The sequence below is a fragment of the Confluentibacter sediminis genome (assembly GCF_003258355.1).
In the GTDB taxonomy this organism is placed as follows: domain Bacteria; phylum Bacteroidota; class Bacteroidia; order Flavobacteriales; family Flavobacteriaceae; genus Confluentibacter; species Confluentibacter sediminis.
Window position 1 is genome coordinate 364,178 of the sequence record NZ_QKPO01000001.1, and the last position, 26,714, is coordinate 390,891.

The following is a 26,714-nucleotide window of genomic DNA, read 5'->3' on the forward strand; positions in this document are numbered from 1 at the left end:
TGTTTGTTGAAGCCTCTAAAATAATGTGCCAATAATTTTATAATCATCACCTTTTTTGTACATTTAAAAGCTATGCATTTAAATCTATAGATTTGGACTCATTTATAACTTCAACTAAATAAATATTATGCCAACATTCAATTTAAAAATTAATAATGAAAAGCACACCGTTGAGGTGGATGCCGATACACCACTTTTATGGGTGCTAAGAGATTCTTTAGGTTTTGTAGGTACTAAATATGGTTGTGGTATTGGGCAATGTGGAGCCTGTACTGTACATGTGGAAGGAACTGCCACACGCAGTTGTTTACTTCAAGTATCTCAAGCTGAAGGTGTAAATATTACGACTATTGAAGGTCTTTCTGAGAACGGGGATCATCCGGTTCAAAAAGCATGGTTGGAGCATGATGTTCCGCAATGTGGTTATTGTCAAGCGGGACAAATTATGACGGCATCGGCATTATTAAATAACAATCCAAATCCGTCTGATGAGGATATTGAATCTGCCATGAATGGAAATATTTGCAGATGTGGCACCTATGTAAGAATTAAAGAAGCTGTGAAAACAGCAGCTAAACTTTAAAAGCCAGAAATCATGACAAAAATACAAACACAATACAATCGTCGTTCATTTTTAAAGGTTTCGGCTGCTGCAGGTGGTGGCATGCTTATAGGTTTTAGCTGGCTAACAGGATGTATTAGTTCAGAAGCAGAGCCTAAAGAATTGGCAATACCAAAAGAATGGTTTGAGATAAACGGATACATAAAAATTGGTGATACGGGTATGGTGACCATATACTCACCAAACCCTGAAATTGGTCAGAATATCAGAACATCTATGCCCATGATTGTTGCAGAAGAATTAGATGTCAACTGGGAAAATGTAGTGGTCGAGCAGGCACCGTTAAATACGGGGTTTTATCAAAATCAATTCGCGGGAGGAAGTTTATCCATTCGGTTGAGTTGGAATGCACTTAGAATGGCAGGAGCTACTGCAAGAAGAATGTTATTGGAAGCTGCTGCAAAAGAATGGAATCTAACGATTTCAGATTTAACGGTTGATAAAGGTGTTATTAAAGAAATCAATGGAGAAAGAAGCATTGGATATGGTGAAATAGCCTCGAAAGCGGTTGGTATTGAAGTTCCTAAAGAAGTGGAACTTAAAGAGATTAAAGATTTTAAATTGATATCAACAAGTGTCAAAAATGTTGATGGTAAAAAAATTGTAACAGGAAAACCTTTATTTGGGTTGGATTTTCAAAGAGAAGGAATGCAATTTGCGATGATACAACATCCACCAGCTTTTGGAATGAAAATAAAGGATTTTAATGAGGAAGAAATAAAAAGTATGCCAGGGGTAAAAGATGCTTTTATTATTGATACTACCATAGAAAAACCTGGAGGTTTTGATGAAAGAGGTTTTCAAGAGCTCATAGCCATAGTAGGTGATTCAACATGGCAACTGATGAAAGCTAAAAAAGCCATTAAAGCAAATTGGGAAGTTGTGAGTGAATTGGAAAATTCTGAAATGCACATGAGTCGCATGGAAAAAGCTTTGGAATCTGGTAAATTTAAAGAAGAGAGAAAAGATGGTGATGTCGATTCTGCATTTAAGAAGGCAGCCAAAGTCATCGAGCGTACTTATTCCGCGCCTTTTATAGCTCATAATACTATGGAACCCATGAATTTCTTTGCAAATGTCACAGAAAATTCAGCTGAATTAATAGGGCCGACCCAAATGCCAAATGCTCTGGAGGGCTCTGTTGCTCAATTACTGAATATGCCTATTGAAAACATCACCGTAAATATGACCAGAATGGGAGGTGGATTTGGTAGAAGACTCTACCAACATTTCGGTTTGGAAGCAGCTGCCATTTCCAAAAAGGTGGGTGGACCCATAAAACTTGTTTATACAAGAGAAGATGATATGAGCCAAGGAACATACAGACCTACATATATTTCTAGATATAAAGCTGGTTTGGACGAAAATAACAACCTAATTGCTTTTTCTGTGAAAGGAACAGGCTTACCAGAAAGTGCCGTGTTTCCTAACCGTTTCCCCGCAGGAGCCGTAGACAATTATTCAGCTGGAAGTTATGCAGAAGAAACGAATATAACAACAGGAGCATGGCGAGCACCAAGGTCTAACTTTACGGCAGGTGCGGAACAAGCGTTTCTTGATGAAGTTGCAGAATTAGCAGGAAAAGACCCTATTGATTTTCGATTGGAATTATTCGATCGTGCTATAAACAATCCAGTTGGTGACAAATATGAGTATGAAGCAGAGCGTTATGCAGGTGTCTTAAAATTAGTCAAGGAAAAATCGAATTGGGGAGAAACAAAACCAGGAGTTCACCGTGGTGTGGCAGCTTATTTTTGTCATTCTACCTATGTAGCTGAAGTAATTGATATGGTTATGGAAGACAATAAACCAAAAATAAAAAATGTTTGGTGTGCAGTGGACTGTGGGATTTTAGTAAACCCTGATGCTGCAGAAAATATTATTCAAGGTGGGGTTATTGACGGTATTGGCCATGCTATGTACAGTCAATTAACATTTACGGATGGAGCACCAAACGAAATGAATTTTGATAGATATCAATTAATTCGACATTCGCAAGCACCAGAAAAAATAGAGGTTTTCTTTGTTAAAAATGAAATTGCACCAACTGGATTGGGTGAGCCTGGCTTACCACCAGCTATTGGAGCATTGGCTAATGCGTTGTATGGGGTTACAGGTCAACGATATTACAATCAGCCATTTACAACGTATAAGCCACTTATAGGTTAGATTTTTGTTATGGTGACAAACCCAACTAAATCTATTGTTAGTTTAGTTGGGTTTTTACTTTTATTTATAGTATTATTTAGAATTTTATAACATGACTCACGAGTTTAAGGAAATAGTTCAAAATGGATTAGTAGCTCAAAAGCAAGGATTAAAATCGGTTTTAGCTACTGTGGTTGCTTTAGACGGTTCGTCTTACCGCAGACCAGGAGTTAGAATGTTAATTATTGAAAATCATGAAATGGTTGGTGCTGTGAGTGGCGGTTGTGTTGAAAAGGAAATTCTATTGCGATCACAAACTGTTTTTAAGTCGGGTGAATCTAAAATGATGACTTATGATGGTAGATACCGATTAGGTTGTGAAGGTGTTTTATATATATTGTTGGAATTATTTCAACCTGAAGATATTTTTGAAAAGGCTTTTTTTGAATGTATTAAAAAAAGACAACCTTTTGAAATTCAGTCCTATTATACCAAAAAAGAAGGAGTTATTTTAGGCTTGGGGTCGTTTGTAAAATTAAATGATGAAATGTTCTCTTTAGGGAATCATTCCAAAGAAATAAATAAAACCCTTTCTATATTTAACCAAACCTTGTCAGCTTGTTCTAAATTGGTTATTATTGGTGCAGAGCATGATGCCGTTCAGCTTTGTAAATACGCAGCCTTAACAGGTTGGGAAGTCACTATTGTTGCTGGAGCTAAAGAAGCTAAAACGATTGGTGATTTCCAAGGAGCTTCAAGTTTTTATGCCGTTACACCAGAAGAAATCAATATAGAATCTATTGATAATCAAACAGCAATTGTTTTGATGACGCATAGTTTTGCCAACGATTTACGATTTTTAGTAGCATTAAAAGAGACCCATCCTAATTACATTGGCGTATTGGGGCCGACCAAACGGCGGGAAGATTTATTAAATCAATTCTTGGAATATTGCCCAGATATTGAAGATGATTTCTTAGAACGAATTTACGGACCAGCAGGGATTGATATCGGATCTGAAACACCTCAAGAAATAGCCATTTCCATTATGGCAGAAATTTTAGCTGTTACCAGAAAAAGAGACACGATATCCTTAAGTAAAAAAACGGGACGAATTCACTCCAACTTATAGTTCTAGAATGGCTGGTTCTAAATCAAACATTCCCATTGTCATATTAGCTGCTGGTGCCTCCAATCGGATGGGGGAGCCCAAGCAATTATTAAAATGGGGCGATTCTACCTTGATTAATCATGCCGTCCATGTAGCAAGGAAAGCAGACGCTAAGGATGTTATCGTCGTTTTAGGTGCTAATTTTGAATTAATCCATAAAACCATGGAAACTTCAAAAGTCATTGTTTTAAATAACTATCATTGGAAGATGGGATTGGGTAAATCCATTGCGGTCGCTGTTGAATATCTTCAAAAGTCGAAACAACATATAGATGGTGTTCTTATAAGCTTGTGCGATCAACCATTTATTTCCAGTGATTTTTTGAAATCAATGGTATCAAAGTTTCAACCGAATAAAAATCAAATTGTAGCGACGTCTTATAAAAATGCTAAAGTAGGTGTTCCGGTACTTTTTGATAAAGCCTATTTTAATGAATTGTTACTGCTGAATGACGATCAAGGTGCAAAAAGAATTCTTGAAGTCCATCAACCTAACGTCCAAATATTAAAACCTCCAACAGAAAATATGGATTTGGATACCAAAGAAGATTATATTAATTTGTATCAATCAAATTTTAAAAATTAACTATGGGTTCTTCCGCTGAAAAAAAAGCACAAACGCCAGAAGTATTTACAGATTTAAAAATTAAAGAACCTTCAAACGGCAGTGTTGGTTTACCTGCTTTAAAATCGTCTGTGGGTTATATTTTAAAATATACAAATCCTTTGGATGCTATAAAAGCCTCGCTTAAAATGAATCAAAAAGGGGGATTCGATTGTCCTGGTTGTGCCTGGCCTGACCCCGATGATGAGCGTTCATCTGTAGGTGAATATTGCGAAAATGGTATAAAAGCCATGACCGAAGAAATGCAGAATAAACTTATTAATAGAGATTTTTTTGCAACACATTCTGTAGATGAATTAGCAAAATTATCAGATTTTGAAATTGGTAAATCGGGTAGGCTTTCAGAACCCATGTATTTAGCAAAAGGAGCAACGCATTATCAACCCATTTCTTGGGAAGAAGCTTTTAATAAAGTAGGAAGTCATTTGAATGCTTTACAAAGTCCAGACGAGGCGGTTTTTTACACATCTGGAAGAACGACTAATGAAGCAGCCTTTTTATATCAATTATTTGTTCGGGAATTTGGAACAACCAATTTGCCAGATTGTTCTAATATGTGCCACGAAGCAAGTGGGAGTGCATTATCTGAAACATTGGGAATTGGTAAAGGTTCGGTCACTTTAGACGATTTATATAAAGCGGAATTGGTTATAGTTGTTGGGCAAAATCCAGGAACAAACCACCCTAGAATGTTATCCGCTCTAGAAAAATGTAAAAAGAACGGCGGAAGCATCATGGCTATAAATCCGTTGCCAGAAGCCGGATTAATTAGTTTTACAGATCCTCAAAGTCCGATGAGGTTATTAATGGGGGGCACTAAATTGTCAGATGTTCATGTGCCCATCACCATTAACGGAGATGTTGCTTTTTTTAAAGCATTATTACTGAAATTGATAGAAAAAGAAGAAGAAATAGGGGGAGTGTTTGATGTAGAGTTCATAAAAAACTATACCCATGGATTTGATGATTTTATAACTGATATAAAAACTTATGATTTTGAAGATTGCTTAAAAGCTTCAGGAATCACAAAAGATACTTTTGATGAGGCTTTTAATTTAATTCTGAATAAGAATAATATTATTATTTGTTGGGCCATGGGATTAACCCAACATGAAAATGCTGTGGATAATATTCGGGAATTGGTTAATTTATTATTGTTAAAAGGAAGTATTGGTAAAGAAGGTGCAGGTACATGTCCAGTTAGAGGGCATTCGAATGTGCAAGGCGATAGAACGGTTGGTATTTGGGAATCTGCACCACAAGCTTTTTTAGATAAAATTGAAAACAAATACGGATTTAAGCCTAAATCCGAACATGGTTACTCTGTCATTGATGCTATTAAAGCCATGTATGAAGATAAAGTTAAAGTGTTTTTTGGTATGGGAGGCAATTTTATTTCAGCTGTGCCAGATACAAATTATTCAGCTATGGGTATGGCTAAATGCGATTTAACAGTTCATGTCAGTACAAAATTAAATCGGTCTCATTTAGTAACAGGTAAAGAAGCGCTTATCTTACCGTGTTTAGGGCGTTCAGAAAAAGATTATCAAAAGACGGGCATACAAATGCAAAGTGTGGAGAACTCCATGGGTATTGTCTCTTCTACCAAAGGTGTTTTAGAACCTTGTTCAGATGATTTATTGAGTGAAGTTGCTGTGGTTTGTGGTGTTGCTCATGCGACTTTAAAGGACAGGACTAAAATAGACTGGCTTGCTTATAAAGATGATTATAATTTGGTTCGTGATGATATTCAGGAAGTTGTGGATGGTTTTGAAGACTATAATAAACGATTGAAACAATCCTCAAGTTTTTATTTGCCAAACGGTGCGAGAGAACGACAATTTAAAACCAAGACCGGAAAAGCCCATTTTACCATTAATAAACTTCCAAAATGGACACTTAAAGATAAAGAATTGATTATGATGACCATACGCAGTCACGATCAATTCAATACCACTATTTATGGTTTGGATGATAGATATAGGGGCATTTTTAATGAAAGACGCGTCATATTTATGAATCGAGATGATATGAAAGCCAGAAACTTACAAGAACAGCAAGTGGTGAATTTACAGTCCGAATTTAACGGTGTTATTAGAAAAGCACATCAATTTAAAGTTGTTGGATATGATATTCCCAAAAACTGTTGTGCCACCTATTTTCCTGAAACGAATGTATTGGTTCCGCTAGATAGTTTTGCACATACAGCTAAAACTCCAGCTTCCAAAAGTGTTATTATAACTGTTGAAGTGGCAAATTGATTTTAAAATCAGCCACCAATAGTAATCATACTGCGGTTATTATTATGAAGTTTTGGTTCTTGGAGTTTCTCCAAAGTATCCATACCCCCTCTAATTTTAAACTTGGCTTTTACAGCTTTTTCAATAATGGGTTCTATAGATTTTCCTTCGCGAAGTGTCGTTAGTAAATCGGATTCCATTGCTGAAAACAAGCAGTTTTTTAATTGCCCGTTAGCTGTTAAACGCAGTCTGTTGCACGAATCACAAAACGGATTGGTGACGGAACTAATGATAGCAAAACTACCTTGATAGCCTGTTATTTTATAGTTTTTAGAGGTGTCGTTTGGTGCGTCTTGAATGCGTTCAATTTGGTCTTCGGTAAATGAATCATTCACATAATTCATAACCTCTTTATAAGATACCATTTTGCTCATATCCCATTTATTGCCATCAAAGGGCATAAACTCAATAAAGCGTACAGAAATGGGTAAATCTTTAGTGAAATTGATAAAATCGATGATTTCATTATCGTTAAAATCTTTCATTAAGACAGCATTCACTTTCACATGAAACCCTTCCTTAATCAACAAGAAAATATTATTATAAACCCTTTCAAATTGGTCACGACGCGTAATATGTTTAAACTTTTCGCGGTCTAAAGAATCTAAACTCACATTTATTTTCCTAACGTTGTTTGCTTTTAAAACATCAATAAATTGATCAATAATGATAGCGTTGGTGGTGATGGATAATTCCACAGGAAGCGTTGCCAATTTTTCTAAAATAACAGGAATGTCTTTTCGGATTAAAGGTTCACCACCTGTTAATCTTATTTTGGTGACACCATGTTTTACGAAGGTTTTGGCTATTTCATAAATTTCCTCATACGTCATTAAATGACTTTTAGGTGATAACTGAATCCCTTCTTCTGGCATACAATATGAGCAGCGTAAATTACAACGTTCAATTAATGAAATGCGTAAATAGGCATGATCTCTACCATGTGAATCTTGTAATATGTTTTTGTTTTCGCTCATTTCTTCACTAGGTTTAATTGTTGAATCGTTGCATTGTGTAAGTGATTAAACGACTTAACAATTCCACGAAAAAACATTTTAGTCATGCCTTGCACCTTTTAAAATGCCGAAAATATGTAGTACCGATGGAAATATAGCCTCCATAGATTCTTTAGCACCATTGGTAGAGCCTGGTAGTGCTAAAACCAAGGTGTTTTGTATGGTTCCAGCAACACTTCTCGATAACATAGCGTAAGGCATTCTGTCTTGTCCGTAATTGCGAATGGCTTCTTCAATGCCTGGGATGCGCCTATCCAGTAAAGGAATAATAGCCTCAGGAGTCACATCTCTTACCGAAAGCCCCGTACCACCCGTGTAAATAATTAAATCAACGCCTTGTTCTTGGTAGGCTTTTGCTTTGTTTTGAATGATGTCTTTCTCATCTGGAATAATGATATAATCCACAATTTTAACATCACAAGATTCCAATTTTTCAATGATGGCTTTACCTGCTTTATCTTCTTTATGTCCCGCCGAAATCGTATCTGAACATACAATCACCGCAGCCGTGATATCTTTTCTAAAACGGTCTTTGAAATCTGACTTTCCACCTTTTTTATCCAATAATTTTATATGAAGGATTTCGATGCCTTTGTCAATAGGTTTTAGCATGTCGTACATATTCAACGCCACCACACTGGCACCGTGCATGGCTTCTACTTCAACACCCGTTTTGTATATGGTTTTTACGGTAAATAGTATGATGATTTCTAATCCGTTTATTTCATAGTCTACGCCTGTGAATTCAATAGGTAAGGGGTGGCAATCGGGTAAAATATCTGGGGTACGTTTAACGCCTAATAAGCCAGCTGCTTTACTCATAGCAAACACATGCCCTTTAGGAACGGTGTTATTTTGTATGGCAGTAATCGTTTCAGGTTTACTGACTTTCACAATGGCTTGTGCAGTAGCGATTCTTAATGTTGTGCTTTTATTTGTAATGTCAACCATGATATGGATTATTGTCTAATTATTATTGATTATTTACTGCTTGCTGTTTTTCTTGAGGCTATAAAAATTGAGGTTAATTCACTGAATTCTTTCAATAAAAAATCTATTTCTTCTTTTGAAATCAAATTTTCATCTCTAGCAAATTCCAACCAAAAATTTGACTCATCAATTTCTTCAATAACGATACTTATTTTTGCAATAAAACTGGGCTTAGATTGTGCAATACATGTCGCTCTGTAATTAGCAGCCACTGAAGTAGAACATCTGATTAGCTGTCCTTTGATATGATTGGAAAGATAAGTATTTGGAAATAGCTGAGTTGTTTTTACACAGTTATGGGCAAATACTTTAGTTCTTATTTTTAATTGCTCTTTCATAGTAATTTAATAAACAATAATCAATAAACAATAATCAATTATTTACCTTCCACTGATGCGTATCGTCTTCAAAAATCTCTTTTCCAAAAACGGGAACCTGTGCTTTTATTTCTTCCACAATATATTCTAAAGCTTTAAAAACGACTTTTCTTCTAGGTGAAGAAACAAACACAAACAGACAAATCTCGCCGGCTTTTACAGTACCTAGACTATGATAAATATGCATGCAAGTGAGTTCAAATTTTTCAAAAGTGGCTTCTCTTATGTCATGGAATTTGGCATTTGCCATGTCTTCATAAGCCGTATATTCAATGGCCGAAACCGTTTTTCCATCCATAATATCGGCTCTTACTTGTCCTAAAAAAATATTGTGAGCACCAATGCTTGTTTTCGTTTGATGTTTGGCGATGGATTCTCCAATGAATTCTGAAGAAATAGCTCCTTGTTTAAAGACATTTTTTATTTTTTTATCTGACATTGAATGATGTTTTGTGTTGTTCTTTTATAAATTTATTAATATCTGAAGCGCCTTCTTTAATACTGTAGCAATTAGTTATATTGTATTTTTTTAATATGGAAACTGCTTGTTTACTCCGTATCCCAGATTGGCAAAAAATAGCTTTTTCCTTACCGGAATTAATTTTATCTAAATGATTTTCCAATTCACTAAGCGGTAGGTAAGTGATTTTTAAATTGTCCACTTTTGGTTGTTCATGGTGTTCTCGGACATCAATAAACTGAATATTCTCTTTTTGTAATATATCCATTATTGAAATGTCAATAATATCAACGTCACAATTAATATTCAATGGCTTTTTATGGAATACTAGCGAATTTTTTAAAACCTTATGGAAATTGTCTTCAATTTTACGGATGCTTAAAACAGAAGTTTGCGACGTTAGGGCATTGTAGCAAAGTAATTTACCTGAAAGCACATAGCCAATTCCCAATATCATTTTTAAGACTTCGTTGGCTTGCATACTTCCAATAATCCCTGGTAGCACACCTAAAACACCAATTTCTGAACAATTGGGAACGCTATCCTTTTTTGGCGGGTTGGGAAATAAACATCTGTAACTCGGTCCGTTGTTGTAATTAAACACAGAAACCTGACCCTCAAACTTATAAATGGCTCCAAAAACCAATGGTTTATTGGTGATGATGCAAGCGTCGTTTACTAAATACCGTGTTTCAAAATTATCAGTGCCATCAACAATAATATCATAGTGTTCAAACAAATCAATGGCATTTTGATAGTTTAGTTCTTCAGGATACGATTTTATAATAATCTCATTATTCAAATCTTCTAGCCGTTTTTTAGCAGCTTTAGCTTTGTTCTGCCCTAAACTTGATGTTCCAAATAATACTTGACGTTGTAAATTTGAAATATCTACGACATCAAAATCAATAATACCCAGTGTACCAATGCCGGCTGCTGCTAAATATTGTAAAATGGGACAACCCAAACCACCAGCACCCACTACCAAAACTTTAGCAGCTGAAAGCTTATCTTGACCTTGTTGTCCGATTTCAGATAAGGTAATATGTCTATGGTATCTACTCATGTTGTGGTTTTATTGTTACTCGTTGAACTGTGTTAAATAATTTAACAGCTCAACACATCTAAAACTATCCTCCTGCAAAAGGCGGCAATAATGCTAATTCTTGTCCTGTTATTATGGCGTCGTTTGCAACTAATTCTTGATTTTGGGCCACTTGAAAATCCTTGTTTTTTAAATCGGGGTATTTTAAAAATAAATATTCCAAAAGTTCCGTAGCGGACTGTCCAGAAAAGTCAATTGTTTCTTCATTTTGTTTTGTGACTTCAGCAATCAGTCCGAAATATTTTATAGTGATGGTCATATTGTAATCTCATTTAATTCTTCAGGCGTATTAATATTTCTAGTAAATAATTCCTCTGCATCATCTAAAACAACCGTTTTTACTTTGCATTGATTTACTGCATATTGTAAGCGACGCTCATTGTGGTTTAAAAGTTTTAAAAAAATAGCCGCACATTCTTTTTTATACAATGCAATCAAAGGCATTGTTTTTCCATCACTTTCAATTTGAATGATATCTGAATCATTATCCGCAGCTTTGATGAGTTTTTTTAATATGTTGGTTTTTATTAAAGGAATGTCGCAGCTTAGCACCAAATTATATTTAGTTTTAGAATGCTGTAATCCTGAATATAACCCAGCTAAAGGGCCGTAATTTTCAAAGGTATCTTCAACACGATTTAATCCAAAAACATCATAATCAATATGGTTGGAAACAATGATGGTTTCATTTACAAGAGGTTTTAAAGCCTCTATACTATATTGTATAAAATATTTTCCTCCATATAGTAAAAAGCCTTTATCGGTACCCATACGTTTGCTTTTTCCTCCCGAAAGAATAATGCCAGTTATGTCTTTTTTATCTATCATTTTATGTGAAAAATAGTTTAACACATGCAATTACTAACACAAACGCTAAAATGTAGCGTAATTTTTGATTGTTTATTTTTTTGCTTCCCAAATACCCTCCAGCAACAGCACCAACAAGTGCTACAAAAACCAAAAGAAAGGATTCTTTTTCAATAGTAACGCCACTACTTATTTGACCAACTAAACCCGATGCTGAATTCACCCAAATAAATAATGCTGAAACAGCCGCGGCTTCTTTCATATTGCCCCAATGTAGCAATAAAATGATAGGAGTTAAAATAATACCACCACCAATACCAATGAGACCAGAAAAGAAACCTATAATACCGCCGACAAGCAATCCTTGCCAAAGCTTCACGTTTTTAATATCCTCTTTTTCTTTTCCGAAAACATTCAACATTTTTAGAACAGCAAACACCAATAAAATGGCTAATATTTTTTTATAAATCGAGGCGTCTATTTCAATAGTGCCCCCTAAAAAAGCTAAGGGGATGGACGTAATAGCAAATGACAAGAATAGTTTTTTATTAAAATAACCTTCTTTGTAATAGTAAAAAAAAGAAATACCAGCCACGAAAAGATTTAATAACAAAGCGGTAGGTTTCATGGTTTCTGGAGCAAATGAGAATAATGCCATTAAAGCTAAGTAACCACTGGCACCACCATGACCAACACTGGCGTATAAAAACGATACAATGGGGAGCATGAGTAGAAAAAGGGAGATGTTTTCTGTTTGTAGCATTATAACTGTCTAAAGTTTATTTGAAATAGTAGTAAAAATTGCTAAAAGTTCTTTTGCTTCTCTATAATTAGCTCCTATGCTGGTTCCGGATTTAGTGATCTGATTTCTAATAACCAACCCTTCGCCAGACTTAGGTAATGTTGATGATAAATTAACAATAGAGAGGTTCGATTGTTGAGTTCGCACCTCAAGCTTCTTAGCAAATTCCTTATTTTCCATAAATTTTAAAATTTAGGCACTTTAAGTACTTTTAATTTTAGTCCCTTTATTATAAACGTTCCATTTTATCCAATTGATTATCCAAAAATTCCCAGCAATTCTTATTGATTTCATCAAATACCTGAATTAGCGATTTACCATAGGCGGTTAATACCGCGCCTCCGCCACCTTTACCACCTGTACTGTTAATAGTCACAGGCTTTTTGGCAGATTTATTTATGGAATCTAACATGCCCCATGCTTTTTTATAGGAGATATTAATCGATTTGGCTGCTTTAGATAAGGAGCCTGTTTCACCAATGGCCTTTAATAAATGTACACGGCCTTCGCCCAACAATACATTGTTTTCAGATTCTATCCAAATTCGGCTTTTAATTTTATAATGCATAATAATTAATTAGGTAATAGTATGACGTCAACCAAATCATCTATGTTAATTTTTGAAATGTTATCAGGTAAAAACACCAAAGCGTTAGATAGGGCATACGTTTGTAACATCGCAGAACTTTGTCCTTCTAAAATGGTCACTTTTCCATGATTATAAATAGCTTTTAGAAATTGAGGTCTGTCACCAAATTTCGTAAATCCATTAGTTGATTTTGCTTGAATTCTAGGCAATTCCAAATCATCTCTATCCATCATTTTTTGTAGAGTGATATAAACGTACATGTAAAAACAGGTTAACGAAGCGGCTGGATTGCCAGGAAGCGCAAAAACAACGACATGGTTTTTTGTTCCAAAGAATAAAGGTTTGCCTGGTTTTTGCTTAACTTTATAAAAATGTTCTTCAACATGTAATTCTTGGAGTGCTTTTCCAACAAAATCATAATCACCAACGGAAATGCCTCCCGAAATGATAACCAAGTCATTTTCTGAAATAACCTCTTTTAATTTAGATAGTGTTTTTTCGTAATCATCCTCAACTTTATGAATGGTAATATCATAAAACTTTAAATTATAAAGGGCATTTTGAAGCATTTTGGAATTGCTCTCGTATATTTTTCCATAACTTAACTCTTGTCCAGCCTCAATCAGTTCGTTTCCTGTAGTAACAATGGCAATGGTAGGTTTTTTATATACAGACACATGGGTAATACCCAAAGATGCTAAATAACCAATAGCCGCAGGGGTTAATTTAGTGCCTTTAGCAAGTGCCAAATCACCTTTTTTAACTTGTTCTCCTATGGCGCGAATGTTATAATTTTCAGGTAACTGTTTTTCTATAACCAATTCTGCTCCATTAGTTATGACTTTTTCTTGCATAACAACCCCATTGGCAGTATCTGGAACCGCTGCACCTGTAAAAATTCTAACAGCCTCTCCCTTATTCAAAATAGGTTGATGGTTGTCTCCAGCTTTTACTTCATCAACAAGATGATATGATAAGCTATTGTGTAAATGGAGCGCATAGCCATCCATAGCCGATTGCCTAAATGGTGGCATGTTTATTGGGGAAAAAACATCTTTATTAATAATATAACCACCAGACTTTTCTATAGCCAATGTAGTGTCTTTTAATAAAGGATGACTTTTACTTTTTACGAGACTTAGAGCTTCTTCAATAGATATCATACGATTCGTTATGTCTTTTCAAATATAACGATTAGATTCAACCTTTACAATTTTTATTTATGTAGAGTTTAATGGAAACTTAAAAACTTTTACATATCAAAACTCCTTCCAAATAATATTTTAGAACTTGAATATCAAAATTTGGATTTGTTTTTAAAATCTTTTCAGCAACTTCTTTGTAATAATAATCAGATTTTTTAACAAATTCAATTTCATATTCTCTATTTAAATTATCTACAAATCTAATCTTTCTAAACGTCAATATTGGCGATTCAATTATTCTTTGTCCATTACTATTTGTTATGGACATGTTAATTTTTACACTTCTATTACATAAATCAAAGGCTGTATTAGCTCCATTCTGAAAGCTAAGCTTTGATTCTATTAAATATTCATTATCTTCTCTTGAATTACCAAGCATTAAGCTTTCTGTGTTATTATCCCAATGGTCTATTTCATAATGTAGAAATTGTTTTGAATCACTTTTATTTAAATCTATTTTAGTTATATAGGACCAGGATAAATAGGGTTTTTGTAATTTAAAATTATCATCAAATAAATTCTCGCCTAATGAAATACCAATTGAAAGAGTTATATTTTCAAAAAATTTTCTAAGCTCATTACTATAGTATTTTTCACTATAGTCTTTCCTTGGAAATTGAAATTTACTAGTACCAGGATTATTAATATCATCAGCATATGATTGTGCAACTGTTGATATTTTGTATATTTCTCTTATTTCAGGAAGGAGTTTTCAAAACCATTTTTTTCAATCACAACACTTAAGAATTTCATATTCAACTCTGTTGGTAAAGGCTGGGAAAGACCTTCAAGTTTTTTAAGTGATATAGAATTATTATTATCAATTATGTTTTTTAGACTTTTATTAGGTATATCAATATTTAATCCGATAATAAAAGCAATAACAGATAAAAATATTGGATATCCGAATTGAAAAAGAGCTGTATTGAAAAAAGACTTTTTAGAGGTATTGTTTTGAATGTATAAATCTATTTGTTCAGCGATTTTATGCTTGGGTTGATTTTCTGTTTTTATTCCAGATTTTTTAGCAATATCTTCTAAAGATGATTTTCTTAGCAGTCTTATTATTTTTTGGAAGTTATCCATTTTTAGCTTTCTCTTTCTTTGCTGTCCACCAAATATAAAAATACATTTCTTACATTTAGTAATTAAATAAAAAATCTACTTAAAAAAGAATTTATAAGAGTGTTTTATTAAAATAATCAATGTGATTACGTTATACCATAGACTATTTGTTTTAATCAAATGAGCTAATAAAATATTCTTTCTTTAATAAAAAGAAAAAAGTCTAGATTGTTAACCAAACTTTCATTTATAAAATATTTACATAATAAATTAATCAGTTTTTGATTTATTTTCAGAAACAAAATTCCCATATATAGCATCCCTGAATTTTTTATGTAATTTGATTTTATCGTAAGGGTTTAATTGTACAAACATTACAACGGTCATATCATTTACAGGATCACCGATAAACAAGGTGCTAAAGCCACCATCCCAGAAAAATTCGCCTACGACACCATTATTTTCGTTAGCATCAATAGGTGGCGCAACACGAACACCAAAATTAATTCCAAAACCCATTTGCCCCCTTTCGGGAAGCCACATACGTTCTGTAATACTATCATCCAACTGATTGGTTCTCATCAATTTTACAGTCTCTGGTTTTAATATGGTCACACCATGTAGGGTGCCCTCATTAATCAGCATTTGGGCGAATTTCTGACAATCATCCAAAGTAGAAGTCAATCCTAAGGCACCTCGATTTAATGGCCATTTGTAATAATTCAAAATTTGGGTGATGGTATCAGGCATTCTTGTTAATTCTTTCGTTTCACGATTATAATTATAAGTAGCCGCAAACCTATCTCTATCTTCTTCTGGAATAAAATATCTCGTGTCATCCATTCCTAAAGGATCTAATACATTTTCTTTTAGATATTGTTCAAAAGGCATTCCTGAAATCCGCTCTATTAAAAAAGCTTGGACATCAACAGCATCTGGTTCTCGGTTGAAAAGCCAAGGGTTGCTTTCTCATTTTTTAGCCATTTCTTGTCAGGTCTTTTCCTTCACGGTCGGCGTAATCAAATTGGACATAATGGACTTCCTTAACCTTTCTCAAAGATTAGTGTAGAAATGCCGCAACCTTGCCTTCGTTTACAAAGCTTTTTAGAATAAAACCAAACATGAAGCGCAGCATATGATTAGTATGTCATGTCAAATACAGTGAGGCACTCTCATGCATTAGAATGCACATTAAAAGATACTTTAGTCGAACCACTTTCACCATCATGATTAAAGTTTAAAATACTTTTCTTACATTTAAACAGTAAAAAATCAGATATGCTTAAAAAAGTTTTTGGAAGCGCTATTTTTGGCGTTGAAGCCACCACGGTTACCGTTGAAGTAAATACAGATAAAGGTATTGGCTACCATTTGGTTGGCTTGCCTGATAATGCCATTAAAGAAAGTAATTACCGTATTGCAGCGGCACTTCAAAATAATGGATACAGAATTCCCGGTAAAAAAATCATCATCAACATGTCGCCTGCCGATTTACGTAAGGAAGGTTCTGCATACGATTTAACGCTAGCCATTGGGATTCTAGCATCAACAAACCAAATTAAATCTGAAAACTTGGAACACTATATCATTATGGGGGAGTTGTCTTTAGATGGCACATTGCAACCTATAAAAGGCGCATTGCCTATTGCTATTAAAGCGAAAGAGGAAGGCTTTAAAGGTTTCATTCTTCCAAGTCAAAACGCTAAGGAAGCTGCTATTGTTGATGGACTTGAAGTTTATAGTGTTGATAATATTATGGAAGTTATTCAGTTTTTTGATAATAATATCCCGCTTTCCCAAGAAATCATAGATGTAAAGGAAGAGTTCGAAAAAAGTCTGAATTATCCAGAACACGATTTCTCAGATGTGAGGGGGCAAGAAGGTATTAAACGCTGTATGGAAATTGCAGCAGCTGGGGGTCATAATATTATTTTAATCGGACCACCCGGTGCAGGTAAAACCATGTTGGCAAAACGCTTACCAAGTATTTTGCCTCCTATGACCTTGAATGAAGCCTTGGAAACCACCAAAATCCATTCCGTTGTGGGGCGTGTAAAAGATACGGGCTTGATGGCGCAACGACCATTTAGAAGTCCGCACCATACCATATCGAATGTGGCGCTTGTTGGTGGTGGTAGTTTTCCGCAGCCCGGAGAGATTTCCTTGTCTCATAATGGCGTGTTGTTTTTAGATGAGTTGCCTGAATTCAAACGTGATGTTTTAGAAGTATTACGCCAGCCTTTAGAAGATAGGGAAGTCACCATTTCCAGGGCGAAATTTACCGTCACCTACCCAAGTAGTTTTATGTTGGTAGCAAGCATGAACCCAAGTCCCGGAGGCTATTTTAACGACCCGAATGCACCCGTAACCTCTAGTCCTGCCGAAATGCAACGCTATTTAAGTAAAATATCGGGACCGTTATTAGATAGAATTGATATTCATATAGAAGTGACGCCCGTGCCTTTTGAAAAACTATCAGAAGACCGAAAAGGAGAAACCTCAGTGAATATTAGAAAGCGTGTCACCAAAGCCAGACAGATCCAAACAGAACGTTTTAAAGACAGCGATGCCGTGCATTATAATGCGCAAATGACTACCAAACAAATACGTAAATATTGTATTTTAGATGAGGCTTCCAAGCAACTCTTAAAAACCGCTATGGAACGATTGAATCTGTCCGCTAGGGCTTATGACAGAATCTTGAAAGTAGCTAGAACGATTGCCGATTTAGAAGGTGCGGAAGATGTCAATGGGGCTCATATTAGTGAAGCCATTCAATACAGGAGTTTGGATAGGGAAGGCTGGTTGGGGTAATGGATTCCTACGAAGGCGGTAATCTTCTTTTTTAATCCGTCTTTTTGCAAACGAGCACTAGCTGGGAGCTATAGTTTTTTTATTCTTTCCATTGCAAAGTTCATTTGGGTATCTTTATTGCTCATAAAATCTTTGTGGGATTGAACAACTTTAAAATCTGGCCTGATGCCATCTCCAAATTTTTCATCAGATAATTCCTTTACATCTTGTTCAATATCAACAATGGAAAAAGACAGTTTTAATTTAGAGTTGGGTAATTTATATGTTACTGGAATATGGCCTGTATGTCCATAATAGCCGCCCAAGGTCTCTTCTCCTATGACTATGGTGTTTTCATCACTCTTTACCAAACTTGCAAATAATGAACCCGCAGATGCTACATAGGGGTCAATTAGTAAAATAATGGTTCCTTGAAAAGCATTTGTATTGGGTTTCCATATCTTATTGAAGGATTCATTTTGGTAGTATTTACCATGCTTATAAATAGAATGCTCTTCTTTTAATTCCCCTGGAAGTTCATCAATATCATCATCTATATAATATTTTGGAAATGGAATATCTTGAAAGATTGTGAATGCTGTTTTGTTCTCTCTGAATTCCCGTTGTGCTAAATAAGAATAAAGTAAAATGTCGTTTGGGTCATTGCCTCCGCCATTTCCACGTACATCAACAATTAGATTTTTCACTTTTTTTGTTTTAAGCGTTGTAAATACTGAATCCAAAAATACAGCATACTTTTTGTGTCCGTCTGTATCGGGTCCACCCATTCCAAAAGTGTGCACTTCCAAAAGCCCTGTGTTTATACTGTCCAATAGTTTATAAGCATAGTCTTTGCTTATTGTATGCTCAAATTCTTTAGAGTGTCGTTTGTTGTAATTCGCATAAAAATCTTTGTAGGGAACACTTATGATAGAGCTTTTTTTAATAATGTCTGAATTTATTGTCTTGTACTCTATTTCGAATTGGTTTTGCTTTCCCATTGCCAAATAAATATAGAAAGGCAGCCAATCTGTTTCAATCTTTATGTTTTTGCCTGTTTTATTAAATCCGTCGGTACTTACATATTTTCCTAGTGAAGTTAGAAACTGATCAGCACTCATATTATTGATAGAAATTATTTCGCTTCCTGTCGGTATGTTTTTATAATCAAGATTTGTATAAATTTTGTTTTCTAAATATTTAAGTGGAATAGGGAAGAATATTTTTTGTTTACTTAAATGATTGTCTAAAGAATCGGGGTAAGTTAGCTCATTATGGCAACTTCCCGTATAGTCAATGACGTTCCATAAGATGTTATAAAATTCTCTGTAGGAAACATGGTCTTTTATTTCTGCTTTATTCTTCCTGAAAACACTATCAATTTCAGATTTAGAGCGGTATTTATAAAGACCTGCATTCGCTTTTTCATATATGGATTCAAACATTTCAAAGTCTTGAAGCATTTCTTGTTTTGATAAGGAATAGTCTTCTTTAAACTCAGGTTTTTTATTTTCCGTTTTACAGGAAATCAGCAAGATTAAACTTGATAAAATAATGATTTTCATTTGCATGTTCAAATTATAGCCAACAATCATACAACCACAATAACTCCCATCCTATTGTTGTTATAGCGTTTATGTATGCAATATATTGCTTTTTAATAAGGTGTCCAACAGACTTATGCGGGTCTTATTATTAATTTCAATGGTTTGGTATACGTTCCCTTTTGATGGCCCTTAAAATCAAGCTTAATGTCAAAAAACAATAAAATTTATTAACAATATAATTCAGTTTCCAAATCATTTTAAGATATTTATAGTTCTAAAAATCAAATAGATAACCTTAAACCATTACACATGAAAAAACTAATCACCCTCTTTGTATGTATGAGCACCCTCATGGCCTCCGCCCAAGACAGCGTGGCCAAGTCCAGTTTGCAAGCTTTAATAAGTAATAATGAAACTCAAATAACCTCTTTAGCCAATGCGTTTTCAGAAGAGCAGTACAATTGGCGTCCTGCCGAAGGGATTCGCTCGGTTGGTGAAGCTATTTTACACATCGCTGCAGCCAATTATTTTCTAGCAACGAAGCTAGGGTTTACACCACCCGAAGATGTGGACATGATGGGCATGGAGAAAATCACAGGAAAAGAGAATGTGATTGAAACGCTTCATAAGTCCTTTGTGTTTGTATTGGATAAATTAGGCCAAATCAACCCTGAGGATTATGGGAAAGAAGTGGATTTAGGATTTTCTAAGCTAAGTACCTTAGGTACCATGATGGTGGTTTTAGACCATACCGGCGAACATAAAGGGCAATTAATTGCCTATGCAAGATCTATTGGTGTTGTGCCGCCTTGGAGTAATTAAGAGTATCATTTCATATCTTCTAAAAAGTCTTTCATCCATGTGGTTAAAGACTTTTTTGTTTTATAAAAAGACGGTTTTAAAGTGATAATAGTTTGGTTTAATGATTTGCTTTGTAAGGGTTTACGGTTTTCCAGTAAGTCCAATTCATATTTTTTCAGTATTTTTAGATGTTAACATTAAAAAATATTCTTATGATCATCAATCTTAAACGAATCATTTTGACAGTTGTAACTATTTCAGGGTTTTTAATCTTTACGGATTGTAAATCTGAAAAAGAAAGGTCAGGTGATAAATTAGCTATTGAATTTGAAAAGTACACGCTTGATAATGGGCTCGATGTGGTACTTCATCAAGACAAATCAGACCCTATTGTGTCCTTGGCAATACAGTATGGTGTTGGCTCCAACAGAGAAAAACCAGGGCGTACGGGATTTGCTCATTTATTTGAGCATATGCTATTTCAAGAATCTGAAAATGTGCCTCAGGATCAATTCTTTAAAAAAATCCAAGATGCTGGAGGCACTTTAAATGGAGGTACCTGGAAAGATGGAACTGTCTATTATGAAGTAGTTCCAAATAATGCCCTGGAAATGGTTTTATGGCTGGAAAGCGACCGTATGGGGTATCTTATAAATACGGTAACAGAAAGTGCTTTTTACAATCAGCAAGAAGTGGTTCAAAATGAAAAAAGACAACGTGTAGATAACAACCCTTATGGGCATACAAGCTGGGTATTGGATAAGGCCTTATATCCAGAAGGGCATCCATACAACTGGCAGGTCATTGGTGAGTTGGTCGATTTGCAAAACGCTACGGTAGACGATGTAAAGGAATTTTATGATAAGTATTATGGGCCTAATAATGCTACGTTGGTTTTGGCAGGTGATTTTGAAACAGAGGAAGCAAAAACATTAATCAATAAATATTTTGGCGAAATAAAGCGACGCCAAGAGGTTGAGCCTTTAAAACCGCAACCTGTTACTCTAAATGAAACGAAGCGATTATACCATGAAGATAATTTTGCTACAGCGCCACAGTTAAACGTGGTTTGGCCAACACTACAACAATATACAGATGATGCGTATGCTCTTGATTTTCTTGCTCAAATATTATCTAAAGGAAAAAAAGCACCCATGTATAAAGTATTGGTAAAGGAGAAAGAATTAACATCTCGTGTCAATGCTTATAATAACTCCCAGGAAATTGCTGGAGAGTTTCATATAAGTGTGACTGCAAATTCCGGAAAGAACTTAGCTGAGATTGAAAAGGCCATTTTTGAAGCCTTTGATAAATTTGAAAAAGAAGGTATTAAAGATACAGACGTAGAACGTATTAAAGCAGGTTTGGAAACTAATTTTTATAATGGCATTAGCAGTGTTTTGAATAAGTCATTCCAATTAGCGCAATACAACGTATTTACAGGCGACCCAGGGTTTATTACTCAAGATATTGAAAATATTAAAGCGGTTACAAAAGAAGATATATTAAGGGTTTATAATAAATATATAAAAGATAAGCCTTTTGTAATGACCAGTTTTGTGCCTAAAGGGGAATTAAAATTGGCAGCCGATAATTCTGTGATGGCAGCAGTAGTGGAAGAAGAAATTAAAGAAAATGTGGATGTTGCTGTAGCAGAGCATGATAGTGAAGTGGTGAAAACACCTTCAAGTTTTGACCGTTCTATAGAGCCATCTCAAGGCGTTTCGCCTAAATTGAAACTACCTCAAACTTGGACATCCACCTTATCAAACGGAATGGAAGTTTACGGAATTGAACAAACCGAATTGCCTTTAGTTAATTTTAGCCTGGTAATAGAAGGGGGCCACTTATTGGATTCTTTTGATAAAAATGGGGTTGCCAATTTAATGACCGATATTATGATGGAAGGTACGGCCAATAAAACCCCAGAAGAATTAGAAGAAGCTATAGAGCTTTTAGGGGCTTCAATTAATATGTACACAGGACGGGAAGCCATCACCATTTCAGGAAATACTCTAGTTAGAAACTTTGATAAAACCATGGATTTGGTGGAAGAGATCCTATTAGAACCTCGTTGGGATGAAGATGAGCTTAAACGAATTAAATTAAGTACTATAAATCGCATTAAGCGTTCGGCTGCAGACCCCAATACCGTAGCCAATAATGTCGCCAATAAATTGCTGTATGGAGAGGCGCATATTTTCGCTTATCCCACTTCAGGAACTGAGGAGTCCGTAGAATCCATCACGATGGCAGATTTAAAATCTTTTTACGAAAAGAATTATTCGCCCTCAGTAAGTACATTTCACATTGTTGGCAATATTACCAAAGATCAAACATTAAAAGTGTTACGTGATTTGGAAACTAAATGGGCAGCAAAAGAAGTGAAAATACCAACATATCCTCTTCCAGAGGGGCGTGATAAGGCTTCCTTATATTTTGTTGATATTCCCAATGCCAAACAATCAGTTATAGAAATAGGGTATTTGTCTATGCCGCGAACAGATCCAGACTATTTTCCTGCTACAGTTATGAATTATAAGTTGGGTGGTTCTTTTTCTGGAAATGTTAATCTTATTTTGCGGGAAGAAAAAGGATATACCTATGGTGCTCGTACTGGTTTTAGTGGTACAAAAATACCAGGAACATTCTCTGCTTCTTCAAGTGTAAGAACCAACACAACTTATGAATCTGTAGAAATCTTTAAAGACGAAATTGAAAAATATAAAGAAGGTATTTCCCAAGAAGATTTAGATTTTACTAAAAATGCTTTAATAAAATCCAATGCACGTCGTTTCGAATCCCAATACTCCTTATTGGGTATGTTACAGGAAATGAGCTCTTATGATTTGCCATCAGATTATATCGCTAACGAAGAAAACATTATTAATTCCATGACCTTGGAAGCGCATAAAAAACTCGCCAATAAATATTTAGACACCAAAAAAATGAGCTATTTAGTTGTTGGAGATGCTGCTACCCAGTTTCAAAAATTTAAAACAGCAGACTTTGATGAGGTTATTCTTTTAGATAAAGATGCTAAAAAAGTAGAAGTTTCACCAGTGAAACCCTAAGTTAATTTTAATTAAGGTAAAAAAAAGGGTGCCACATATGTGGCACCCTTTTTTATTGTGTCATTTAGATCCATGGAAACTTTGTATATGATACGTAGCTATTATATCTTTAGGGTTTAAGATTAGTTATTCAATCAAAACCCTATTTTAATGAAATACTTTTTACTCTTATTAGTTGCTTTAGTTTTAAGGTGTAGCGATTCCCACAAACAAAAGGAGGCTCCCGTACCAGACATCGAACAAGCGGCAATTCCCGTGCTGAATTTACATGAAGCCAATCGCTTGGCTCAATTACCCTTAGCATGTATGAATACCGAGTATCCCAATAAGTTGAGTCAAACCTTAGGGAGCGATGCCGATTTAAAGTCCCCGCAAACATTGCATCCCGCGTTTTATGGTTGTTTCGATTGGCATTCGGCCGTACACGGACATTGGAGTTTGGTAAGTTTGTTAAAGCAATTCCCAGATATGGATCATGCAGATACCATCAAAGCGCAGTTGCTTCAAAACATTTCTAAAGAGCATATTATCACCGAAGTGGCTTATTATGACGACTTAAATAAGTCGCATGAACGCACCTATGGTTGGGCATGGCTGCTAAAGTTGGCAGAGGAATTACATACTTGGGACGACCCAACGGCTAGAGAGCTGGAGGACAATCTACAGCCTTTAACCAATTTGATTGTTGATAAATACATAGAGTTTTTGCCGAAGTTAAACTATCCACTTCGTGTGGGAACACACCCGAATACAGCCTTCGGATTGTCTTTTGCTTACGATTATGCCCAAACGGTAAACAATGAGCCTTTAAAAAAGGTCATTGCAGAACGGGCTTCCTATTTCTTTTTAAATGATAAAGATTGCCCTATGAGTTGGGAACCTGGGGGAACCGATTTTTTATCACCATGTTTAGAAGAAGCAGCCTTAATGAAACGCTTGTTGCCAGTAGAAGAATTTAAAACTTGGTTAGATGCCTTCTTACCTAAATTAAAAGATAAAAACTATAGCCTAGAACCTGGACAGGTTTCTGATAGAACCGACGGACAATTAGTGCATTTAGATGGGGTTAATTTCTCGCGTGCATGGAGCTTAAACAAAATAGCTGAAGGCTTGCCAGAATATGCCCATCTTAAAAACATCGCCAATAAACATATCAATTATTCTTTACCAAGTATTGTAGATGGGAATTACGAAGGCGGCCACTGGTTAGGAACCTTCGCTATTTATGCTTTGAATTCTATGGAATGATCTTGAAGAACTGGTTTAAGAATATAGGGCCAGGACCTTTAGTGGCAGCCGCTTTTATTGGTCCCGGTACGGTCACGGTTTGTACCTTAGCAGGGGTATCCTTTGGGTTTGCCCTGTTATGGGCCATGGTAGTGTCTACCATAGCAACCATCGTATTACAGGAAATGGCTGCCCGACTGGGCATTATATCTCAAAAAGGACTCGCTGAAATTATTAGAACAGAGATTAAGCATCCAGTCATTAAGATTGGAACCATCATATTGATACTGTCTGCCATTGTAATAGGGAATGCCGCTTACGAAGCTGGTAATATCACTGGAGGTGTGTTGGGCTTAGAGACTATTTTCGGAAGTCCTACCATAACTTTTGCAAACTTTTCCTTTAATTATTTAAGCGTTATTGTCGGAGGTATTGCCTTTGGGGTGCTTTATTATGGGAACTACAAAATTCTGGAAAAGGTGTTGATAGGGCTCGTTATTTTAATGAGTCTGGCTTTTTTAATAACGGCAGTCATTACGAAACCGGATGTATTACAGGTATTAAAAGGGGCTTTTGTTCCTAGTTTTCCAAAAGATAGTACCTTAACTATCATAGCACTTATAGGAACCACCGTGGTGCCTTATAATTTGTTTTTGCACGCCTCATTAGTCAAAGAAAAGTGGCAACATACAAGCGATTTAAAATTAGCAAGGAAAGACACCTTTATTGCGGTGGCGTTAGGGGGTATGGTGTCTATGTGTGTTATCATATCTTCGGCGGCTATAAAAACCCAAGATATAGCAAATACCGCCGATTTAGCAAAAGGGCTAGAGCCCTTATTTGGTAGCTTATCAACCTATGTTTTAAGTATCGGTCTTTTTGCGGCTGGCATCACCAGTGCCATCACAGCACCGTTGGCAGCGGCCTATGTTACCTGTGGCTGTTTAAATTGGTCTTCAGATTTTAAGTCGCCTAAGTTTAGGTTTGTATGGATGTTTATGATACTCTTGGGCATTGTGTTTTCATCGCTCAACATAAAACCCATCGATGTCATTAAGTTTGCCCAAGTTGCCAATGGCATTTTATTGCCCATCATCGCAGGGTTTTTAGTGTGGATTATGAATAAGACATCTATTTTAGGAACTTATAAAAACAATGCATGGCAGAATATCTTCGGATTGATTATTGTGTTGATTAGTTTCTTACTCTCTTTAACAACGCTCAATAAAGTATTTGGGTTAACTTTGTTTTAATGCAACATATTATTGATATAAATGCCGATGTAGGAGAAGGTATTGGTAACGAACCTTTGCTGATGCCTTATATCACGTCTTGTAATATAGCCTGTGGCGGTCATGCTGGCACCCCTGAAAGCATGCGAACGGTTGTGGCATTAGCCAAACGCTATGGCGTTAAAATAGGGGCGCATCCATCATTTCCAGATAAGGCACATTTTGGTCGGGAACCCATGGAGATGTCCTATGCGGCATTGTTTGCTTCTGTAAAAAACCAGATTGAAAGTTTGATTCCGATTCTTGGGGACGCTCAGATGACTCTAAACCATATCAAACCACACGGGGCCCTTTACAATTTAGCGGCCACCGATAAAAATATTGCCTTGGTGATTGTTGAAGTCATGACATGGTTTGCCTTGCCTATTAAATTATACGTGCCTTATAAATCGGTTATCGCCGAGTTGGCTCTACAAAATAACATCCCTATAGTGTATGAGGTTTTTGCCGATAGAAATTATAATCCTGATTTAACATTGGTGTCCCGTAAAGAACATCATGCCTTAATACACGATACCCAAACGGTGGTGGAGCATGTTTATAATATGGTGGTACACCAAAAAGTAAGAACCATTAGTGGAGTGGAAGTTGCTATAAAAGCAGATACCTGTTGTGTGCATGGCGATAACCCCCAAGCCATAGATTTGGTTAAAAATTTACGAATGCAATTAGAAGACAAAGGACTCACTATTTTATGA

At 35.5% G+C, this 26,714-nt stretch carries 25 protein-coding genes and 1 pseudogene; 11 read left to right on the plus strand and 15 right to left on the minus strand.

The window, feature by feature from the left end; all coding sequences use genetic code 11:
• Positions 1 to 127: 127 nt before the first annotated feature.
• The 5 genes from DKT72_RS01740 (at position 128) to DKT72_RS01760 (ending at position 6,827) form a co-directional block, all read left to right on the plus strand.
• Positions 128 to 583, plus strand: coding sequence for a (2Fe-2S)-binding protein (locus DKT72_RS01740; RefSeq protein ID WP_111306988.1), 456 nt, complete (start codon positions 128 to 130; stop codon positions 581 to 583).
• Between the two features lie 12 nt (positions 584 to 595).
• Positions 596 to 2,791, plus strand: coding sequence for a molybdopterin cofactor-binding domain-containing protein (locus tag DKT72_RS01745; RefSeq protein ID WP_111306989.1), 2,196 nt, complete (start codon positions 596 to 598; stop codon positions 2,789 to 2,791).
• A gap of 91 nt (positions 2,792 to 2,882) precedes the next feature.
• Positions 2,883 to 3,902 (plus strand): XdhC family protein, encoded by a 1,020-nt coding sequence (locus DKT72_RS01750; RefSeq protein WP_111306990.1) that lies wholly within the window; start codon positions 2,883 to 2,885, stop codon positions 3,900 to 3,902.
• Between the two features lie 7 nt (positions 3,903 to 3,909).
• Complete coding sequence (locus DKT72_RS01755) at positions 3,910 to 4,527, plus strand: nucleotidyltransferase family protein (protein WP_111306991.1); 618 nt, start codon at positions 3,910 to 3,912, stop codon at positions 4,525 to 4,527.
• Between the two features lie 2 nt (positions 4,528 to 4,529).
• Positions 4,530 to 6,827 (plus strand): FdhF/YdeP family oxidoreductase, encoded by a 2,298-nt coding sequence (locus DKT72_RS01760; protein WP_111306992.1) that lies wholly within the window; start codon positions 4,530 to 4,532, stop codon positions 6,825 to 6,827.
• Positions 6,828 to 6,835: 8 nt separating this feature from the next.
• Here DKT72_RS01760 and moaA read toward each other — a convergent pair whose 3' ends face one another.
• The 14 genes and pseudogenes from moaA to DKT72_RS01830 all read right to left on the minus strand — a co-directional run.
• The gene (gene moaA, locus DKT72_RS01765) at positions 6,836 to 7,843 is read right to left on the minus strand and encodes a GTP 3',8-cyclase MoaA (protein ID WP_111306993.1); all 1,008 of its coding nucleotides are present in this window, start codon (positions 7,841 to 7,843) and stop codon (positions 6,836 to 6,838) included.
• Positions 7,844 to 7,921: 78 nt separating this feature from the next.
• Complete coding sequence (moaCB, locus tag DKT72_RS01770; protein ID WP_111306994.1) at positions 7,922 to 8,833, minus strand: bifunctional molybdenum cofactor biosynthesis protein MoaC/MoaB; 912 nt, start codon at positions 8,831 to 8,833, stop codon at positions 7,922 to 7,924.
• Positions 8,834 to 8,862: 29 nt separating this feature from the next.
• Complete coding sequence (locus tag DKT72_RS01775; protein WP_111306995.1) at positions 8,863 to 9,210, minus strand: four helix bundle protein; 348 nt, start codon at positions 9,208 to 9,210, stop codon at positions 8,863 to 8,865.
• A 34-nt stretch (positions 9,211 to 9,244) separates the two neighbouring features.
• A complete protein-coding gene (locus tag DKT72_RS01780) occupies positions 9,245 to 9,688 on the minus strand; it encodes a molybdenum cofactor biosynthesis protein MoaE (protein ID WP_220628060.1) in 444 nt (147 codons plus the stop codon).
• A complete protein-coding gene (gene moeB / locus DKT72_RS01785) occupies positions 9,678 to 10,775 on the minus strand; it encodes a HesA/MoeB/ThiF family protein (RefSeq protein ID WP_111306996.1) in 1,098 nt (365 codons plus the stop codon). The genes DKT72_RS01780 and moeB overlap by 11 nt, the downstream gene beginning before the upstream one ends.
• Before the next feature lie 64 nt (positions 10,776 to 10,839).
• Positions 10,840 to 11,073, minus strand: coding sequence for a MoaD/ThiS family protein (locus tag DKT72_RS01790; RefSeq protein WP_111306997.1), 234 nt, complete (start codon positions 11,071 to 11,073; stop codon positions 10,840 to 10,842).
• Positions 11,070 to 11,642 carry a molybdenum cofactor guanylyltransferase gene (mobA, locus tag DKT72_RS01795; RefSeq protein WP_111306998.1) on the minus strand — a complete coding sequence of 191 codons (573 nt, stop codon included), beginning with the start codon at positions 11,640 to 11,642 and terminating at the stop codon, positions 11,070 to 11,072. Before mobA ends, DKT72_RS01790 begins: the two co-directional genes overlap by 4 nt.
• A gap of 1 nt (position 11,643) precedes the next feature.
• A complete protein-coding gene (locus DKT72_RS01800) occupies positions 11,644 to 12,384 on the minus strand; it encodes a sulfite exporter TauE/SafE family protein (protein ID WP_111306999.1) in 741 nt (246 codons plus the stop codon).
• A 9-nt stretch (positions 12,385 to 12,393) separates the two neighbouring features.
• Complete coding sequence (locus DKT72_RS01805; RefSeq protein WP_111307000.1) at positions 12,394 to 12,603, minus strand: four helix bundle protein; 210 nt, start codon at positions 12,601 to 12,603, stop codon at positions 12,394 to 12,396.
• Positions 12,604 to 12,652: 49 nt separating this feature from the next.
• A complete protein-coding gene (locus DKT72_RS01810) occupies positions 12,653 to 12,991 on the minus strand; it encodes a winged helix-turn-helix domain-containing protein (protein ID WP_111307001.1) in 339 nt (112 codons plus the stop codon).
• A gap of 5 nt (positions 12,992 to 12,996) precedes the next feature.
• Entirely contained in the window at positions 12,997 to 14,175 is a 1,179-nt protein-coding gene (locus DKT72_RS01815; protein ID WP_111307002.1) for a molybdopterin molybdotransferase MoeA, read from the minus strand.
• A gap of 79 nt (positions 14,176 to 14,254) precedes the next feature.
• Entirely contained in the window at positions 14,255 to 14,596 is a 342-nt protein-coding gene (locus tag DKT72_RS01820; protein WP_111307003.1) for a hypothetical protein, read from the minus strand.
• Positions 14,597 to 14,910: 314 nt separating this feature from the next.
• Positions 14,911 to 15,303: a hypothetical protein gene (locus tag DKT72_RS01825; RefSeq protein ID WP_111307004.1), complete on the minus strand. Its 393-nt coding sequence runs from the start codon at positions 15,301 to 15,303 to the stop codon at positions 14,911 to 14,913.
• A 249-nt stretch (positions 15,304 to 15,552) separates the two neighbouring features.
• A pseudogene (locus tag DKT72_RS01830) lies at positions 15,553 to 16,197 on the minus strand (serine hydrolase domain-containing protein); the annotation flags it as partial.
• 363 nt (positions 16,198 to 16,560) lie between these two features.
• On the opposite strand from DKT72_RS01830, the gene DKT72_RS01835 reads away from it, so the two are divergent.
• Complete coding sequence (locus DKT72_RS01835) at positions 16,561 to 18,096, plus strand: YifB family Mg chelatase-like AAA ATPase (RefSeq protein ID WP_111307006.1); 1,536 nt, start codon at positions 16,561 to 16,563, stop codon at positions 18,094 to 18,096.
• Between the two features lie 68 nt (positions 18,097 to 18,164).
• Here DKT72_RS01835 and DKT72_RS01840 read toward each other — a convergent pair whose 3' ends face one another.
• Positions 18,165 to 19,640, minus strand: a complete 1,476-nt coding sequence (locus DKT72_RS01840; protein WP_162623215.1) for a S41 family peptidase — start codon at positions 19,638 to 19,640, stop codon at positions 18,165 to 18,167.
• 321 nt (positions 19,641 to 19,961) lie between these two features.
• Here DKT72_RS01840 and DKT72_RS01845 point away from each other — a divergent pair, with 321 nt between their 5' ends.
• The 5 genes from DKT72_RS01845 to pxpA all read left to right on the plus strand — a co-directional run bounded on the left by DKT72_RS01845 (position 19,962) and on the right by pxpA (position 26,714).
• Positions 19,962 to 20,444 carry a DinB family protein gene (locus tag DKT72_RS01845; RefSeq protein WP_235841578.1) on the plus strand — a complete coding sequence of 161 codons (483 nt, stop codon included), beginning with the start codon at positions 19,962 to 19,964 and terminating at the stop codon, positions 20,442 to 20,444.
• Between the two features lie 191 nt (positions 20,445 to 20,635).
• Positions 20,636 to 23,497 (plus strand): M16 family metallopeptidase, encoded by a 2,862-nt coding sequence (locus tag DKT72_RS01850; protein ID WP_111307051.1) that lies wholly within the window; start codon positions 20,636 to 20,638, stop codon positions 23,495 to 23,497.
• Between the two features lie 150 nt (positions 23,498 to 23,647).
• Positions 23,648 to 24,745 carry a DUF2891 domain-containing protein gene (locus tag DKT72_RS01855; protein WP_111307009.1) on the plus strand — a complete coding sequence of 366 codons (1,098 nt, stop codon included), beginning with the start codon at positions 23,648 to 23,650 and terminating at the stop codon, positions 24,743 to 24,745.
• Positions 24,745 to 25,977, plus strand: a complete 1,233-nt coding sequence (locus DKT72_RS01860; protein WP_111307052.1) for an Nramp family divalent metal transporter — start codon at positions 24,745 to 24,747, stop codon at positions 25,975 to 25,977. The genes DKT72_RS01855 and DKT72_RS01860 overlap by 1 nt, the downstream gene beginning before the upstream one ends.
• A complete protein-coding gene (pxpA, locus tag DKT72_RS01865; protein ID WP_111307010.1) occupies positions 25,977 to 26,714 on the plus strand; it encodes a 5-oxoprolinase subunit PxpA in 738 nt (245 codons plus the stop codon). Before DKT72_RS01860 ends, pxpA begins: the two co-directional genes overlap by 1 nt.

Coding starts and splice junctions, on each gene's coding strand:
- DKT72_RS01740 (WP_111306988.1), top strand. CDS start 128: ATGCCAACATTCAATTTAAAAATTAATAATGAAAAGCACACCGTTGAG.
- DKT72_RS01745 (WP_111306989.1), top strand. CDS start 596: ATGACAAAAATACAAACACAATACAATCGTCGTTCATTTTTAAAGGTT.
- DKT72_RS01750 (WP_111306990.1), top strand. CDS start 2,883: ATGACTCACGAGTTTAAGGAAATAGTTCAAAATGGATTAGTAGCTCAA.
- DKT72_RS01755 (WP_111306991.1), top strand. CDS start 3,910: ATGGCTGGTTCTAAATCAAACATTCCCATTGTCATATTAGCTGCTGGT.
- DKT72_RS01760 (WP_111306992.1), top strand. CDS start 4,530: ATGGGTTCTTCCGCTGAAAAAAAAGCACAAACGCCAGAAGTATTTACA.
- moaA (WP_111306993.1), bottom strand. CDS start 7,843: ATGAGCGAAAACAAAAACATATTACAAGATTCACATGGTAGAGATCAT.
- moaCB (WP_111306994.1), bottom strand. CDS start 8,833: ATGGTTGACATTACAAATAAAAGCACAACATTAAGAATCGCTACTGCA.
- DKT72_RS01775 (WP_111306995.1), bottom strand. CDS start 9,210: ATGAAAGAGCAATTAAAAATAAGAACTAAAGTATTTGCCCATAACTGT.
- DKT72_RS01780 (WP_220628060.1), bottom strand. CDS start 9,688: ATGTCAGATAAAAAAATAAAAAATGTCTTTAAACAAGGAGCTATTTCT.
- moeB (WP_111306996.1), bottom strand. CDS start 10,775: ATGAGTAGATACCATAGACATATTACCTTATCTGAAATCGGACAACAA.
- DKT72_RS01790 (WP_111306997.1), bottom strand. CDS start 11,073: ATGACCATCACTATAAAATATTTCGGACTGATTGCTGAAGTCACAAAA.
- mobA (WP_111306998.1), bottom strand. CDS start 11,642: ATGATAGATAAAAAAGACATAACTGGCATTATTCTTTCGGGAGGAAAA.
- DKT72_RS01800 (WP_111306999.1), bottom strand. CDS start 12,384: ATGCTACAAACAGAAAACATCTCCCTTTTTCTACTCATGCTCCCCATT.
- DKT72_RS01805 (WP_111307000.1), bottom strand. CDS start 12,603: ATGGAAAATAAGGAATTTGCTAAGAAGCTTGAGGTGCGAACTCAACAA.
- DKT72_RS01810 (WP_111307001.1), bottom strand. CDS start 12,991: ATGCATTATAAAATTAAAAGCCGAATTTGGATAGAATCTGAAAACAAT.
- DKT72_RS01815 (WP_111307002.1), bottom strand. CDS start 14,175: ATGATATCTATTGAAGAAGCTCTAAGTCTCGTAAAAAGTAAAAGTCAT.
- DKT72_RS01820 (WP_111307003.1), bottom strand. CDS start 14,596: ATGCTTGGTAATTCAAGAGAAGATAATGAATATTTAATAGAATCAAAG.
- DKT72_RS01825 (WP_111307004.1), bottom strand. CDS start 15,303: ATGGATAACTTCCAAAAAATAATAAGACTGCTAAGAAAATCATCTTTA.
- DKT72_RS01835 (WP_111307006.1), top strand. CDS start 16,561: ATGCTTAAAAAAGTTTTTGGAAGCGCTATTTTTGGCGTTGAAGCCACC.
- DKT72_RS01840 (WP_162623215.1), bottom strand. CDS start 19,640: ATGAAAATCATTATTTTATCAAGTTTAATCTTGCTGATTTCCTGTAAA.
- DKT72_RS01845 (WP_235841578.1), top strand. CDS start 19,962: ATGAGCACCCTCATGGCCTCCGCCCAAGACAGCGTGGCCAAGTCCAGT.
- DKT72_RS01850 (WP_111307051.1), top strand. CDS start 20,636: ATGATCATCAATCTTAAACGAATCATTTTGACAGTTGTAACTATTTCA.
- DKT72_RS01855 (WP_111307009.1), top strand. CDS start 23,648: ATGAAATACTTTTTACTCTTATTAGTTGCTTTAGTTTTAAGGTGTAGC.
- pxpA (WP_111307010.1), top strand. CDS start 25,977: ATGCAACATATTATTGATATAAATGCCGATGTAGGAGAAGGTATTGGT.